Below are 14,822 nucleotides of genomic sequence, written 5' to 3' on the forward strand. Positions count from 1 at the left end.
GGCCGCCCATCGCGACCGGGGCTCCCCCGCACTCACACCACGCGGACCACCGCGCCTACTCGGCGTCCTCCGGGTCCTCGTCCTTGGACACCGCGTCCGCCTGCACCTCGGCGGTCACCTCCGGCTCCAGCAGCCGCGCCAGCTGCCGGCCCCGGATCCGCTTGAACTTCCGCTGCTGGGTCCGCGTACGGTCCAGCACCGCCACCTCCAGCCGGTCCGCCGGGATCTCCCGGTCCGCGCCGTTGGCCTGGTTCGACAGCGCCTGCACCGCCAGCTTCAGCGCCTCCGGCAGCGTCATCCCGTCACGGTGACGCTGGTCGAGGTAGCTGCTGATCTGCTCGGCGTTGCCGCCGACCGCGACCGAGCCGTGCTCGTCCACGATCGAGCCGTCGTGCGGCAGCCGGTAGATCTGGTCGCCCGCGGCGGTGGTGCCCACCTCGGCGACGACCAGCTCCACCTCGTACGGCTTCTCCGCCGCGCTCGAGAAGATCGTGCCCAGCGTCTGCGCGTAGACGTTGGCCAGCCCGCGGGCCGTCACGTCGTCACGGTCGTAGGTGTACCCGCGGAGGTCGGCGTAGCGCACGCCGCCGATGCGCAGGTTCTCGTACTCGTTGTACTTTCCGGCGGCCGCGAAGCCGATCCGGTCGTAGATCTCGCTGAACTTGTGCAGCGCGCGGGACGGGTTCTCACCGACGAACACAATGCCGTCGGCGTACTGCAGCACGACAAGGCTGCGGCCGCGGGCGATGCCCTTGCGGGCGTACTCCGCCCGGTCGGCCATGGCCTGCTGGGGTGACACATAGAACGGCGTCGACACCGGCTATCCGTCCCTTCCTTCTCAGTGACGAAATCAGTGACGAATGGTCAGAGCAGCGCGGCGCGCGGCCCGTCGGGCTCCTGGAGGCGACGGTCGGTCACCCGGCGGGCGACCTCCGAGGACTCCTGGTCGGTCAGGCGTCGGAAGCCCTCGTCAGTGATGACGGTGACGATCGGGTAGATGTTCCGGTACAGGTCCGGCCCACCGGTCGCCGAGTCGTCGTCGGCGGCGTCGTAGAGGGCCTGCACGACCAGCGTCGTGGCCTGGTCCTCCGTCAGGTCCTCGCGGTACAGCTTCTTCATGGAACCGCGGGCGAAGATCGAGCCGGAGCCGGTGGCGGCGTAGCCGTGCTCCTCGGAGCGGCCGCCGGTCACGTCGTAGGAGAAGATGCGGCCCTTCTCCTTGCCCTCGTCCCAGCCGGCGAACAGCGGCACCACGGCCAGGCCCTGCATGGCCATGCCGAGGTTGCTGCGGATCATCGTGGAGAGGCGGTTGGCCTTGCCCTCCAGGGAGAGGGTGGCGCCCTCGACCTTCTCGAAGTGCTCCAGCTCCAGCTGGAACAGCTTGACCATCTCGACGGCCAGGCCGGCCGTGCCCGCGATGCCCACCGCGGAGTACTCGTCGGCCGGGAAGACCTTCTCGATGTCGCGCTGGGCGATCATGTTGCCCATGGTGGCGCGGCGGTCACCGGCGAGGACGACGCCCCCGGGGAAGGTCGCGGCCACGATGGTCGTGCCGTGCGGGGCCTCGACGACCCCGTCCGGCAGCCGCCGGTTCCCCGGCAGCAGCTCCGGCGAGTGACTCCCCAGGAAGTCCATGAAGGACGAGGACCCCGGCGTCAGGAAGGCTGCCGGCAGACGCCCTGTGCTGTGAATGTTGGCTTCCACAGGTTTCCTTCCACGTATGCGGCTGCACGCCTTGTGACGTCCGGCCGATCCTTGAACTGGCCTATGCGGCATTGCAGCTGAAGCAGAGTTACGCCTCGGACCTTACCCGTCCGATGATCGCGATCAACATGATCCGGGATTGCATCGGGGCGGACGGTCCGTCCGGCGCGGTGGCCTCGTGGCGCCCTGGGGCAGCCACGCGCTCGCGGACGACTCCGCCCACCCCGACCTTGGATTCGAAGGCTACGCGGCCCAGACGGCCGCTACTCGCCACCCTTCTGAACGAAGGAGCGCACGAAGTCCTCGGCGTTCTCCTCGAGCACATCATCGATTTCGTCGAGGACGGAGTCGACGTCGTCCGAGAGCTTCTCCTGGCGCTCCTTGAGGTCGGAGCTCGCTTCCGCGGTCTGCTCCTCAACCTCTTCGGTGGAGCGCGTGGCCTTCTGCTGCCCGCCGCCGGTGTCCTTGGTCGCCATGTCTACCTCACCCCGCTACTCGGTTCGAGATCTCAAGATCAGACCCTGCTCAGACCCTACAAGGAGGGTCCGACTTTCGGTCCCGTACTTTTCGAAGGTCCGGGAGTCTCTTCCATGATTCCCGGACGCGCCGGCTTTCAGCCGCGATCGCGGCGGTCAGCCGCCCGACAGCACCCGGACCAGGTCCTCGGCCGTCCGGCAGCGGTCCAGCAGCTCCTTGACGTGGTTGCGGGTACCCCGCAGGGGTTCCAGGGTCGGCACCCGCTGGAGCGAGTCCCGCCCCGGCAGGTCGAAGATCACCGAGTCCCAGGAGGCCGCGGCGACGTCGTCCGCGTACTGCTCCAGGCAGCGGCCCCGGAAGTAGGCCCTGGTGTCCTCCGGGGGCTTGCTCTCGGCGCGTTCCACCGCGTCCTCGGTCAGGAGCCGCTTCATCTTCCCGCGGGCCACCAGGCGGTTGTACAGGCCCTTGTCGGGGCGCACGTCCGAGTACTGGAGGTCCACCAGGTGCAGCCGGGCGGCGTCCCAGTCGAGCCCGTCCCGGCGGCGGTAGCCCTCCAGGATCTCCCGCTTGGCGATCCAGTCGAGCTCGCCGGCCAGGCTCATGGGGTCGCTCTCCAGCCTGCCCAGCACGTCCTCCCACCGTGAGAGGACATCCTTGGTCTGCTCGTCCGCGTCGGAACCGAAACGCTCTTCGACGTACTTCCGTGCGAGCTCGTAGTACTCCATCTGGAGTTGTACGGCGGTCAGCGTGCGGCCGCTGCGCAGCGTGATCAGGTGGGTCAGCCCGGGGTCGTGGGAGACCTGGTGCAGGGTGCGCACCGGCTGGTCCACGGCGAGGTCCACCGCGATGAAGTTGTCCTCGATCATCGACAGGACCAGTGCGGTGGTGCCGAGCTTGAGGTAGGTGGAGATCTCCGAGAGGTTGGCGTCGCCGATGATCACGTGGAGGCGGCGGTACTTCTCGGCGTCGGCGTGGGGTTCGTCGCGGGTGTTGATGATGGGGCGCTTGAGGGTGGTCTCCAGGCCGACCTCGACCTCGAAGTAGTCCGCACGCTGGCTGATCTGGAAGCCGTGTTCGCGGCCGTCCTGGCCGATGCCGACGCGTCCGGCGCCGGTGACGACCTGGCGGCTGACGAAGAAGGGCGTGAGGTGCCGCACGATGTCCGAGAAGGGGGTCTCCCGCTTCATCAGGTAGTTCTCGTGCGTGCCGTAGGAGGCGCCCTTGTTGTCGGTGTTGTTCTTGTAGAGGTGGATCGGCTGGGCGCCGGGGAGCTGGGCGGCGCGTTCGGCGGCCTCGGCCATGATGCGTTCGCCGGCCTTGTCCCAGAGGACGGCGTCGCGGGGATTGGTGATCTCCGGCGAGCTGTACTCGGGGTGGGCGTGGTCGACGTAGAGCCGTGCTCCGTTGGTGAGGATGACGTTGGCGAGGCCGATGTCCTCGTCGGTGAGCTGGCTGCTGTCGGCGGCCTCGCGGGCGAGGTCGAAGCCGCGGGCGTCCCGCAGCGGGTTCTCCTCCTCGAAGTCCCAGCGGGCGCGTCGCGCCCGGTGCATCGCCGCCGCGTAGGCGTTGACGATCTGGGACGAGGTGAGCATGGCATTGGCGTTCGGGTGGCCGGGGACGGAGATCCCGTACTCCGTCTCGATCCCCATTACTCGCCGTACGGTCATGCGGCCCTCCTTGCCCGGCGGCGCTCCCCTCCGGGAGCGGCGCTCAAGTACCGCTGGTGCTCCGGTGCGTGTGCGGTGCCCGTCCCCGCACTGCGCGCCCGGCGGTATGGAAGAGCCTAGAGCGGCTCCGCGCTGGTGGGGAGATCATTTCAGTCATTGCCGGTGGTCCGTTTCGGGTCGCTGTGGGGGCTTCCCGGGCGGGAATGCAGTCGGCTGCGGGTGCCCTCGTGGAGGGCACCCGCAGCCGCCCTGATTTTCAGAGGTACTGACCGGTGTTGGCCACCGTGTCGATGGAGCGGCCGGTGTCCGCGCCCTGCTTTCCGGTGACGAGGGTGCGGATGAAGACGATCCGCTCGCCCTTCTTTCCGGAGATCCGGGCCCAGTCGTCCGGGTTGGTGGTGTTGGGCAGGTCCTCGTTCTCCTTGAACTCGTCCACGCACGCCTGGAGGAGGTGGGAGACCCGGAGTCCCTTCTGGTTGTGGTCGAGGAAGTTCTTGATCGCCATCTTCTTCGCCCGGTCCACGATGTTCTGGATCATGGCTCCGGAGTTGAAGTCCTTGAAGTACAGGACTTCCTTGTCGCCGTTCGCGTACGTGACTTCGAGGAAGCGGTTCTCCTCGGACTCGGCGTACATCTGCTCGACGACGGTCTGGATCATGCTGGCGACCGCGACCTGGGGCGATCCCTGGTGCTCGGACAGGTCGTCCGCGTGCAGGGGCAGGGAGGCCTTGAGGTACTTGGCGAAGATGTCCTTGGCCGCTTCGGCGTCCGGACGCTCGATCTTGATCTTCACGTCGAGCCGGCCGGGGCGCAGGATGGCCGGGTCGATCATGTCCTCGCGGTTGGAGGCGCCGATGACGATGACGTTCTCCAGGCCTTCGACGCCGTCGATCTCGGCGAGCAGCTGCGGGACGATGGTGTTCTCCACGTCCGAGCTGACGCCGGATCCGCGGGTGCGGAAGAGCGATTCCATCTCGTCGAAGAAGACGATGACGGGGGTGCCCTCGCTGGCCTTCTCGCGGGCCCGCTGGAAGACCAGGCGGATGTGCCGCTCGGTCTCGCCGACGTACTTGTTGAGGAGTTCGGGGCCCTTGATGTTCAGGAAGTAGGACTTCCCGGCGGGCTGGCCGGAGACCTCGGCGACCTTCTTGGCAAGGGAGTTGGCGACGGCCTTGGCGATGAGCGTCTTGCCGCAGCCGGGGGGCCCGTACAGCAGGACGCCCTTGGGCGGCCGCAGTTCGTGCTCCTTGAAGAGGTCGGGGTAGAGGTAGGGGAGCTCGACTGCGTCGCGGATCAGCTCGATCTGGTTGCCCAGGCCGCCGATCTTGTCGTAGTCGATGTCCGGGACCTCTTCGAGGACGAGTTCCTCGACCTCGCTCTTGGGGACGACCTCGTAGACGTAGCCGGAGCGGGCTTCGAGCAGGAGGGCGTCTCCGGGACGCAGGACGGCGTCCAGCAGCGGCTCGGCGAGCCTGACCACCCTCTCCTCGTCGGTGTGGCCGACGACCAGGGCGCGCTCGCCGTCCTCCAGGACTTCCTTGAGGGTGACGATGTCCCCGGCCCGCTCGAATTCCATGGCCTCGACCACGTTGAGCGCTTCGTTGAGCATGACCTCCTGGCCGCGCCTGAGGTCGTCAGGCTCGACGCTGGGGCTGACGTTCACGCGGAGTTTCCGGCCTCCGGTGAAGATGTCGACGGTGCCGTCCTCGTTGGCTTGCAGGAAGACACCGAAACCGGCCGGCGGCTGTGCGAGCCGGTCGACTTCCTCCTTGAGCGCGACGATCTGGTCGCGGGCCTCACGGAGCGTATTGGCGAGCCGCTCATTCTGAGCGGAAACGCCCGCCAGATTCGTCTGCAGCTCGACGATCCGCTCTTCGAGAATCCTCGTGTGTCGCGGAGAGTCGGCGAGCTTGCGGCGCAGGACGGCGATTTCCTGCTCGAGATAGGCGACCTGGCCGGCGGGGTCGTCGGACCCCCGCCCCGGCCGGATGCCGCGGTTGATGTCGTCGTCGTGGGCTGCCACGGTCCTCACCTCCTCCAAGGGGAGCTGGACGCTTCCTGACCCTACCTGGGCTGGTGGTGATTGAAACCCCTAGATCACAAAGACGGTAGGGGCGTGTCCGATCTTCACCCTTGCGTACTCCCTCACGCCAAGGAAATACCCACCCATCAACATCTGAAAGCGGCCGGTTGTAAGGTCGAAGTGTTCAACACCCGTCAGGGCTGGCGCGACTTGCGTCAGGTTGGATCAGAGCGCGCAGGGAAGAGCGGGAGATATGACCGTGCAGCACGAGGTGCCCACGGGGGCGGCCGGCGAGAGCCAGGAGCCCCTGGAGGTCTGGATCGATCAGGACCTGTGCACCGGGGACGGGATCTGCGCGCAGTACGCGCCGGAGGTCTTCGAGCTCGACATCGACGGGCTGGCGTACGTGAAGAGCGCCGACGACGAGCTGCTCCAGGAGGCCGGTGCGACCACGCCGGTTCCGCTGCCGCTGCTCCGGGACGTGGTGGACTCGGCCAAGGAGTGCCCCGGCGACTGCATCCACGTGCGTCGGGTTTCCGACGGCGTCGAGGTCTACGGCCCCGACGCGGAGTGACGGATCACACACCGTCCGGCGTGGCCGGGACCGTGCGCTCCTCCTCCAGGAACTTGCCTCCCGCCCAGCGCCATTCGGTGCGCCGGTGTACGTCGGGGCAGCAGCGGGGAACCTCCGGGGAGGAGTAGCCGATCAGGTCGGCGCGGACGGTTCCGCCGGTGACCGCGAGGGCGGTCACGCTGCGGCGCCGGGCGGGTGCGAGGAGTGTGGCCACGACGCGGGGGCGGGCCGCGGGGGTGGTGTCGCGGGTCAGTACGTAGATCCCGTGCGGCGGGGTGCCGGAGCCGGCGTCGCAGCGTACGGCGGCGACGGTCTCGGGGCGGCCGTCGCCGTCGAGGTCCCCCTGGGCGCGGGCGGTGACCGTCTCGGGGGCTCCGTGGCAGTCGAGGGGGAAGTCGGTGCCGGCGGGGTCCGGTGCGGTCGCTGCGGGTCCCTGGGCGGCCTGGGGGCTGCCGGCGGCCCGGTCGGGCTGGAGCAGCCCGGCTGTGGCGACGACGGCGGCCATGGCGGCCGCGGTGGCGACCCAGTGGACCGGCCGGGTGCGTGAGTGCGCCAGTTCCGGGAGTACGGGGGTCTGCACGCGGGGTGTCTCCTGTGCGGTTCGCTGGCCGGGCTGAGGGGGAGCCAGCATCGTGCCACACCTCACACGGAGGCGGAACGGGCGGGTCCACGGGCAACGAAAAGGCGCCGTGGCGCAGTTCCCCCGGGGTCGGGGGAACTGCGCCACGGCGCGGGTGCGTTGTGCGGGGTCCCGGCGGGGCGTCAGCCGCGGCCGGAGCTCCCCCTAGTTTCGCTGGGAGGTACCCCCACCGGACTGGCTGCCGGGGCCCTCGTAGTCCTCGCCGTACGCGCCCTTGGCGGGGCGGCGGCGGCGCAGCGGGGGCTCGACGCCGTCGGCGAGGCGGCGGGCGGTGACGAGGAAGCCGGTGTGGCCGATCATCCGGTGGTCCGGGCGGACGGCGAGGCCCTCGACGTGCCAGTTGCGGATCATCGACTCCCACGGCTGCGGCTCGGCGAAGCAGCCGGCCTCGCGGATGGACTCGACGGTCCGGGCGAGCTGGGTGGTGGTGGCCACGTAGCAGCAGAGGATGCCGCCGGGGACGAGGGCCTTGGAGACGGCCTCCAGGCACTCCCAGGGGGCGAGCATGTCCAGGATGACGCGGTCGACGTCGGTGTCGGACAGGTTGTCCTGGAGGTCGCCGACGGTGAGCTGCCAGGCGGGGTGTGGGCCACCGAAGTAGCGCTCCACGTTCTCCTTGGCGATCTCGGCGAAGTCGGCCCGCCGCTCGTAGCTGTGCAGCATGCCCTGGTCGCCGATGGCGCGCAGCAGGAAGCTGCTGAGCGAGCCGGATCCCACTCCCGCTTCCACGACGCGTGCGCCGGGGAAGATGTCGGCGAAGGCCAGGATCTGGCCCGCGTCCTTGGGGTAGACCACGGCGGCGCCGCGGGGCATGGACAGGACGTAGTCGGGGAGCAGGGGGCGCAGCGCGAGGTACGCGACGTTCCCGGTGGTACGGACAACACTGCCCTCGGGAGCGCCGATCAGCTCGTCGTGCGGGAAGGAACCCTTGTGGGTGTGGAAGTTCTTCCCGGCTTCGAGCGTGAACGTGTAGTGGCGTCCCTTGGGGTCGGTGAGCTGGACCTGGTCCCCGACCTTGAAGGGCCCGCGACGGCGGGCGGCACCGGTCGGTTCGGACATGTGACCAGAGTACCGGGGTTATGCGGAGGGCCGTGCCATGGCCCGGACGAAGGCCTGCTCGACGTCGGTGGTGGCCAGGACGCCGTAGACGGCGCCGGTTTCCTCGACGACGAGGTACTCGGTGGCGGGGGTGGTGCGGAGGGCGTCGAGGAGCTCCTCGCCTTCGAGGGAGGCGGGCAGGCGCATGCCGTCGGTGAGGTCCTGGGCGAGGGTGCTGACGGTGACCCAGGGACGGCGGTGTTCGGGGACGGCGGCGATGGCGCTCTCGCGGACGAGGGCGGTGGGGTCGCCGTGGCCGTCGACGACGACGAGGGCGCGGGCGCCGGCCTCGTTGGCGCGGCGGAGGGCCTCGGAGAGGGGGGTGTCGGCGGGGACGGGGAGGGCGCGGCGGGTGAGGGTGCGGGCGCGGAGTTCGGGGAGGTGCTCGCGGAGGCGGGCCATGCGGAGGCTGTTGCCGGCTCCGGTCCAGATGATCGCGGCGAGGATGGCGGCGAGCAGGGCGTCCATGACGGTGTCCATGCCGACGGTGTCGGCGGGGGCGTTGCCGAGGAGGCCGGTCTGGGTGAGGACGGGGAGGCCGAGGAGGACGGCGACGGCGAGGGCGCGGCCGACCCAGGCGGCGGCGACGGTGCCGGCCATGGGCTTGCCGGTGATGCCCCAGACGACGGCGCGGAGCATGCGGCCGCCGTCGAGGGGGAGGCCGGGGAGGAGGTTGAAGGCGGCGACGATCAGGTTGGAGATCATCAGGCCGGCGAGGAGGACGCCGGGGACGGTGCCGGGGTCGACGGCCTGCATGCCGGCGTAGAAGAGGCCGGCGAGGGCGAGGGAGAGGAGCGGGCCGACGAAGGCGAGGACGAATTCGCGGCCGGGCGTCTCGCTCTCCTTCTCGATCTCGGAGACGCCGCCGAAGAACTGGAGCCGGATGCGGCGGACGGGGAGTTTGAAGCGCAGCGCGGCGACGGTGTGCGCGAGCTCGTGGACGAGGACGGAGCCGTAGAAGGCGATCGCGAAGAAGAGGGCGACCAGGTACCTGAGGAGTCCGAGGTCGGGCAGGACGCGGTCGAGCTGGCCGCCGAAGACCCAGGTGATGAGGGCGGCGACGAGGAACCAGCTGGGCGAGACGTACACGGGCACGCCGAAGGGGCGGCCCATCGGGAGGCCGCCGCCGGGTCCGGGGCGGCGCTGTCCGCGGTCTCCGTCGTCCCCGGCTGTGTCGCTGTCGGCCACGGCTGCCCTTCTGTCGGATGGTGATGCTTCGATCATGCAGTGTGAGGGGGTTCGTCGTCGATGGTATGCGCGGGGCGGGCTCCGTCGCCGCGGGGGCGCCCCGCCGGCGGGGTCCTTCTGTCGGTGCGGGGCCGTACTGTTCTGTGTCATGACGACTCCTCCCGGGCCTGTGCAGGCCGAGCCCGAGGCCGCGCGGCCCACGTCGCTCTCCCCGTCCCGGGCGAGCGACTTCATGCAGTGCCCGCTGCTGTACCGGTTCCGGGTGATCGACCGGCTGCCGGAGAAGCCCAGTGAGGCTGCTACCCGGGGAACGCTGGTGCACGCCGTGCTGGAGCGGCTCTTCGACCATCCGGCGGCGGAGCGTACGGCGCCGAGGGCGAAGGCGCTGATCCCGGGGCAGTGGGACCGGCTGCTGGAGACGAAGCCGGAGCTGTCGGAGCTGTTCGCCGAGGACGAGGGCGGGGAGCGGCTGGCGCAGTGGCTGGGCGAGGCCGAGTCGCTGGTGGAGCGGTGGTTCACGCTGGAGGACCCGACGCGGCTGGAGCCGGTGGAGCGGGAGTTCTTCGTGGAGGCCGAGCTGGAGTCGGGGCTGCGGCTGCGCGGGATCATCGACCGGGTGGACGTGGCGCCGACGGGCGAGGTGCGGATCGTCGACTACAAGACGGGCAAGGCTCCGCGGGCCGAGTACGCGGACGGTGCGCTGTTCCAGATGAAGTTCTACGCGCTGGTGGTGTGGCGGCTGCGGCAGGTGCTGCCGCGCCGGCTGCAGCTGGTGTACCTGGGGAGCGGGGACGTGCTGACGTACGACCCGGTGATGGGCGACCTGGAGCGGGTGGAGCGGAAGCTGCTCGCGCTGTGGGAGGCGATCCGGGAGGCGACGGACTCGGGCGAGTGGCGGCCGCGGCCGACGAAGCTGTGCGGCTGGTGCGACCACCGGGCGGTGTGCCCCGAGTTCGGGGGGACTCCCCCGGTGTACCCGCTGCCGGTGGTGCGGCGGGACGGTGCGGAGGGTGCCGCGGGCGGGGCGGCGGCGGAGCGCCCGGCCGGGGAGTGATCCCGGGCGCAGGGCAGAATGGCACGGTCCAGCGAAAGCGCCGACTGCGAAGAGGTACTCCGTGGCGATCCGTGTCCTGTTGGTCGACGACCAGCCGCTGCTGCGCACCGGTTTCCGGATGATCCTGGAGGCGGAGGGGGACCTGGCGGTCGTGGGTGAGGCCGGGGACGGTCTGCAGGCCCTGGAGCAGGTGCGTGCGCTGCAGCCGGACGTGGTGCTGATGGACATCCGGATGCCGCGGATGGACGGGGTGGAGGCGACCCGGCAGATCACGGGTCCCGACCGGTCGGGTCCGGCGAAGGTGCTGGTGCTGACCACCTTCGACCTGGACGAGTACGTGGTGGAGGCGCTGCGGGCGGGGGCGAGCGGCTTCCTGCTGAAGGACGCGCCGGCGGCCGAGCTGGTGCAGGCGATCCGGGTGGTCGCGGCGGGTGAGGCGATGCTGGCGCCGAGCATCACGCGGCGGCTGCTGGACAAGTACGCGGGGCACCTGCCGTCGGGTGAGGAGCGGGTGCCGGACACGCTGGGCACGCTGACGGAGCGCGAGGTCGAGGTGCTGAAGCTGGTGGCGCGGGGGCTGTCGAACGCGGAGATCGCGGCGGACCTGTTCGTCAGCGAGACCACGGTGAAGACGCACGTGGGGCACGTGCTGACGAAGCTGGGGCTGCGGGACCGGGTGCAGGCGGCGGTGTACGCGTACGAGAGCGGGCTGGTCCGGCCGGGGGCCCAGTAGGACGCGGGGCCACCCGGCGCGGTCGCGGCAGGACACGACGCGGCAGGGCGTGGGCCGGCAGGACGCGACGGAGACCGGGCCCGCCGCAGGTGCGGTGGGCCCGGCCCTTCTGCCTGTCCCGGGCGGTGCTCCGGTCAGCCCTTGCTGATCTCCCAGAAGCGGAAGACGGTCGAGGCGTCGAGGGACCACTGGAGGCCCTGGACGTTCTCGCGCGCGACGGCGTACTGCTTGCCCTGCCAGAGCGGGAGGACCGGCAGCTCCTGGGCGACGATGTCCTGGAGCTTGGTGAAGTCGGCCTCGGTGGAGGCGCGGTCCGCGACGGCCGCGGTCTTCGGGATGATCGTGCCGGTGATGGTGTCGTTCTTGTAGTTGTTGCCGAGGACGTTGCCCTCGCCGAAGAACGGCTGGGTGAAGTTGTCGGGGTCCGGGTAGTCGGGCACCCAGCCCTTGACGTAGACGCCGTACTTGCCGGCGGCTATGTCCTTCTCGTACTGGGAGAACTCCACGGACTTCATGTCCGCCTCGAACAGCCCGCTGTCGGTGAGCTGCTTGGCGATGGTGGACATCTCCTGGTCGGTGGCGGGGCCGTAGCGGGACGGGGTCGACCAGAGGGTGATCTTGACCTTCTTGTCGATGCCGGCCTTGCGGAGGACCTGCTTGGCCTTGTCCGCCTGCGGGCTGCCGCCGTAGCGGTCGAAGAAGGGCGTGGTGTGGGCGGCGATGCCCGACGGGACGATCGAGTACAGGGGGCTGGCGGTGCCCTGGAACACGTCGCGGACGAGGGCGTCGCGGTCGACGAGGTAGGCGATGGCCTTGCGGACGGCGAGCTGGCCGGCGACCGGGTCGTCCATGTTGAAGACCAGGTGCTCGACCTCGGCGCCGGTGCCCTGGACGACGTCGATCTGCTGGGTGCCGGAGGCGGCGCCGAGCGCGGCGACGTCCTTGGCGGCCAGGCCGCGGAAGGCGAAGTCGACCTCGCCCTTCTCCAGGGCGGCCTTCAGGGCGGCCTGGTCGTTGTGGAAGAACTTCATGGTCATGCCGTTGTTCTTCGGCTTGGCCTCGCCGGAGTAGGCGCTGTTGACCACGAACTTGGCGCCCTTGTCGTCGAAGGACTCCAGCGAGTAGACGCCCGAGCCGACGGCCTTGCCGTCGGTGCGGAGCTTGTCCGCCGGGTACTCGCGGTGGTCGACGATCGAGCCCGCGCCCGACGCGATCTTGCTGGGGAAGGTCGCGTCGGGGGTCTTGAGCTTGAAGACGACGGTCTTGGCGTCCGGCGTCTCGATGCTGTCGATCGAGGCGAGCATGACGGCGGGGCCGTTCTCGTCGTTGATCTTCAGCGTGCGCTCGAAGGAGAACTTCACGTCCTCGGCGGTGAGGTCGTTGCCGTTGCTGAACTTCAGGCCGGAGCGCAGGGTGCAGCGGTAGACCTTGCTGCCGCTCTCGAAGGCGCAGCTCTGCGCGGCGTCCGGCTGCGGGGTGGTGCTGCCCTTGGGGAAGCTGAGCAGGGACTGGAAGACGTTGTTGAACAGCAGCCAGGAGCCCGGGTCGTAACCCGAGGCCGGGTCCGTGGCCTGGACGTCGTCGGAGATTCCCATGACGACGGTCGTGCCGTCGCCCTCGGAAGCGCCTTCCTGCGCACCGCAACCGCTGAGCAGGGCGGCTGCGGTCGCCGCTCCGAGCGGGGCCGCCAACCACTGGTTACGTCGTTTCACGGAACGTGCCTCACTGTCTTGACTGTGTGTCTTCCGGCCCGCGACGTCCGCTGCCGGTCGTTGGGGTGGGTCAGCCGCTGACGCCGCGGCCGAGCTCCCACAGCTGAAGGTCGGAGATGGAGTTGACGGACCACTCCACCCCGGTGATGCCGTCGCGGGCGGCGACGTACTGCTTGGCCTGCCACAGGGGCAGGACCGGCACGTCCTCGGCGACGATGTCCTGGATCTGGGCGAGCGCCGGGGCGGCGTCGGTACGGTCGCCGGCACGCCGCGACTCGGGCAGGAGCTTGCCGCGGACCGTGGAGTTGGCGTAGGCGGTGCCGAGGAAGTTGTCCTTCTCCAGGAAGGGGCCGACGAAATTGTCGGCGTCCTGGAAGTCGGGGAACCAGCCGAGGCCGTAGGCGGCGAACTCGCCCTTCTTCTGGGCGGGGCGGTACGTGGACCACGGGGTGCCCTGGACCGTCACGTCGAACAGCCTGCTGTCGTTCAGCTGGGACTTGAGGGTCTCGAACTCCACCGCGGTGCCGTCGCCGTAGTGGTCGGTCGTGTAGTGGAGGGTGAGCTTGACCGGGGTCTTCACGCCGGCGTCGCGCAGCAGGCGGGCCGCGGCGGCGGTGTCGCCGTCCCCGTACTTGTTGTAGAAGGAGTTGACGTGGCCGCCGATGCTGGAGGGGACCAGCGAGTACAGCGGGAGGGCGGACTTCCCGTACGCCTTGTTGATCAGCTCGTTGCGGTCGACGAGGGCGGCGACCGCCTGGCGCACGGCTTTCTGGTCGACGGGCTTGGCCTCGGTGTTGAAGGCGAGGTAGCGGATCTCCAGGCCGGGCATCGGGACGAGCTTGACGCCCTTCTTCGGGCTGGTGGACATCTGCTCGATCTGGTCCGGGGAGAGGGTGCGGGACATCAGGTGGATGTCGCCGTCCTCCAGCGCCCGGCCCATGGCGGCGGAGTCCTCGAAGGTGCGCAGCTCGACCTTGCCGTTCTGCGGCTTGAGGTCGCCCTGGTAGTTCTCGTTCTTCGTGAAGACCGCGCGGACCAGCCGGTTGTCCTTGACCTCGGCCTTCATGGTGTACGGGCCGGAGCCGTCGACCTCGAAGCCCTCGCGCAGCTTGCGGGCGTCGTAGTCCTTGCTGTTGACGATGGCCGCGGCCGGGGTCGACAGCTTGTACGGGAAGGTCGCGTCGGGCGCCTTGAGGTGGAAGACGACCTGGTCCTCGCCCTTGGTCTCGACCGTGTCGAGGGTGGAGAGGAGGCCGACGGGGCCGTTCTCGTCCTTGATGCCGAGGACGCGGTCGATGGAGAACTTGACGTCCTCGGCGGTCAGCGCGTCGCCGTTGGCGAACTTCAGGCCGGGGCGCAGGGTGCAGCGGTAGCTCTCGTTGCCCTGGTCGGTGAAGCGGCACTCGGAGGCGGCCTCGGGGACCGGCTGGCCGCCGCCGCGCGGGACGTGCATCAGCGTCTGGAGGGTCTGGCGGAGGATGTTCCAGGCACCCGCGTCGTAGGCGTAGGCGGGGTCGAGCGGTGCGGGCGCGTAGTCGGCGGCCTCGTACCGGTCGGTGGTGCCGACGACGATGGCTCCGTCGCCCGCTCCTCCTCCCGTCGCGCTGCCGCACGCGGCGAGCGCGGGGGTGAGCAGAGCGGCCGCGGCCGTCAGCACCAGGGTCTTGCGGTTCATCCTCGAAAATCTCCCTCAACCGGCACTTGGTCAAAGCTGTGGTGAGGGCACTTCGCGGCGGCCGCCCGTTCGGGGCGGAACGATCGGGCCGGTGTGATGACGATCGGTCCACGCGGTCCGGCACAGGGGTGTGTGCGGAAGGACCACGGAAGGGGTGCGGCGAAGTGCCCGCGATGACGATAGTGGCCCCGGGTGGTCTGGCTGGAACTGGCCGGACTTGGGGTGTAATCGCACTGTGATGGGTGCGTATCCACTCCGTAGGGCCCGCTCCCCGGTG

At 69.8% G+C, this 14,822-nt stretch carries 14 protein-coding genes; 3 read left to right on the top strand and 11 right to left on the bottom strand.

Going from position 1 to position 14,822, the window contains the following annotated elements; translation table 11 throughout:
- Positions 1-55: 55 nt before the first annotated feature.
- The 6 genes from prcA to arc form a co-directional block, all read right to left on the bottom strand.
- Positions 56-817: a proteasome subunit alpha gene (gene prcA, locus ACIF6F_RS18660; RefSeq protein WP_399947777.1), complete on the bottom strand. Its 762-nt coding sequence runs from the start codon at positions 815-817 to the stop codon at positions 56-58.
- Positions 818-864: 47 nt separating this feature from the next.
- Complete coding sequence (gene prcB, locus ACIF6F_RS18665) at positions 865-1,704, bottom strand: proteasome subunit beta (protein WP_399947779.1); 840 nt, start codon at positions 1,702-1,704, stop codon at positions 865-867.
- Positions 1,656-1,940, bottom strand: a complete 285-nt coding sequence (locus tag ACIF6F_RS18670) for an endonuclease domain-containing protein (RefSeq protein WP_399947862.1) — start codon at positions 1,938-1,940, stop codon at positions 1,656-1,658. Before ACIF6F_RS18670 ends, prcB begins: the two co-directional genes overlap by 49 nt.
- A gap of 27 nt (positions 1,941-1,967) precedes the next feature.
- Entirely contained in the window at positions 1,968-2,180 is a 213-nt protein-coding gene (locus ACIF6F_RS18675) for a ubiquitin-like protein Pup (protein ID WP_226727284.1), read from the bottom strand.
- A gap of 156 nt (positions 2,181-2,336) precedes the next feature.
- Positions 2,337-3,848: a depupylase/deamidase Dop gene (gene dop / locus ACIF6F_RS18680; protein WP_399947782.1), complete on the bottom strand. Its 1,512-nt coding sequence runs from the start codon at positions 3,846-3,848 to the stop codon at positions 2,337-2,339.
- Positions 3,849-4,104: 256 nt separating this feature from the next.
- Entirely contained in the window at positions 4,105-5,871 is a 1,767-nt protein-coding gene (gene arc / locus ACIF6F_RS18685) for a proteasome ATPase (protein WP_399947784.1), read from the bottom strand.
- A gap of 253 nt (positions 5,872-6,124) precedes the next feature.
- Here arc and ACIF6F_RS18690 point away from each other — a divergent pair, with 253 nt between their 5' ends.
- Positions 6,125-6,445, top strand: coding sequence for a ferredoxin (locus tag ACIF6F_RS18690; RefSeq protein ID WP_399947787.1), 321 nt, complete (start codon positions 6,125-6,127; stop codon positions 6,443-6,445).
- 4 nt (positions 6,446-6,449) lie between these two features.
- Here the strand turns inward: ACIF6F_RS18690 and ACIF6F_RS18695 are convergent, their stop codons facing one another.
- The 3 genes from ACIF6F_RS18695 to ACIF6F_RS18705 all read right to left on the bottom strand — a co-directional run bounded on the left by ACIF6F_RS18695 (position 6,450) and on the right by ACIF6F_RS18705 (position 9,407).
- Entirely contained in the window at positions 6,450-7,025 is a 576-nt protein-coding gene (locus ACIF6F_RS18695) for a hypothetical protein (RefSeq protein ID WP_399947789.1), read from the bottom strand.
- Between the two features lie 204 nt (positions 7,026-7,229).
- On the bottom strand, positions 7,230-8,144 hold the full coding sequence (locus ACIF6F_RS18700; protein ID WP_399947791.1) for a tRNA (adenine-N1)-methyltransferase: 915 nt from the start codon (positions 8,142-8,144) through the stop codon (positions 7,230-7,232).
- A gap of 18 nt (positions 8,145-8,162) precedes the next feature.
- The gene (locus tag ACIF6F_RS18705) at positions 8,163-9,407 is read right to left on the bottom strand and encodes a site-2 protease family protein (RefSeq protein ID WP_399947793.1); all 1,245 of its coding nucleotides are present in this window, start codon (positions 9,405-9,407) and stop codon (positions 8,163-8,165) included.
- Positions 9,408-9,519: 112 nt separating this feature from the next.
- On the opposite strand from ACIF6F_RS18705, the gene ACIF6F_RS18710 reads away from it, so the two are divergent.
- Both ACIF6F_RS18710 and ACIF6F_RS18715 read left to right on the top strand, forming a co-directional pair.
- Positions 9,520-10,425, top strand: coding sequence for a RecB family exonuclease (locus ACIF6F_RS18710; protein ID WP_399947795.1), 906 nt, complete (start codon positions 9,520-9,522; stop codon positions 10,423-10,425).
- Positions 10,426-10,486: 61 nt separating this feature from the next.
- On the top strand, positions 10,487-11,158 hold the full coding sequence (locus ACIF6F_RS18715; protein WP_399947797.1) for a response regulator: 672 nt from the start codon (positions 10,487-10,489) through the stop codon (positions 11,156-11,158).
- 134 nt (positions 11,159-11,292) lie between these two features.
- Here ACIF6F_RS18715 and ACIF6F_RS18720 read toward each other — a convergent pair whose 3' ends face one another.
- Positions 11,293-12,870, bottom strand: a complete 1,578-nt coding sequence (locus tag ACIF6F_RS18720) for an ABC transporter substrate-binding protein (protein ID WP_399947799.1) — start codon at positions 12,868-12,870, stop codon at positions 11,293-11,295.
- 70 nt (positions 12,871-12,940) lie between these two features.
- A complete protein-coding gene (locus tag ACIF6F_RS18725) occupies positions 12,941-14,545 on the bottom strand; it encodes an ABC transporter substrate-binding protein (protein ID WP_399947802.1) in 1,605 nt (534 codons plus the stop codon).
- Between the last annotated feature and the right edge of the window lie 277 nt (positions 14,546-14,822).

The sequence above is a fragment of the Streptomyces sp. NPDC086023 genome (assembly GCF_044540325.1).
Lineage (GTDB): Bacteria > Actinomycetota > Actinomycetes > Streptomycetales > Streptomycetaceae > Streptomyces.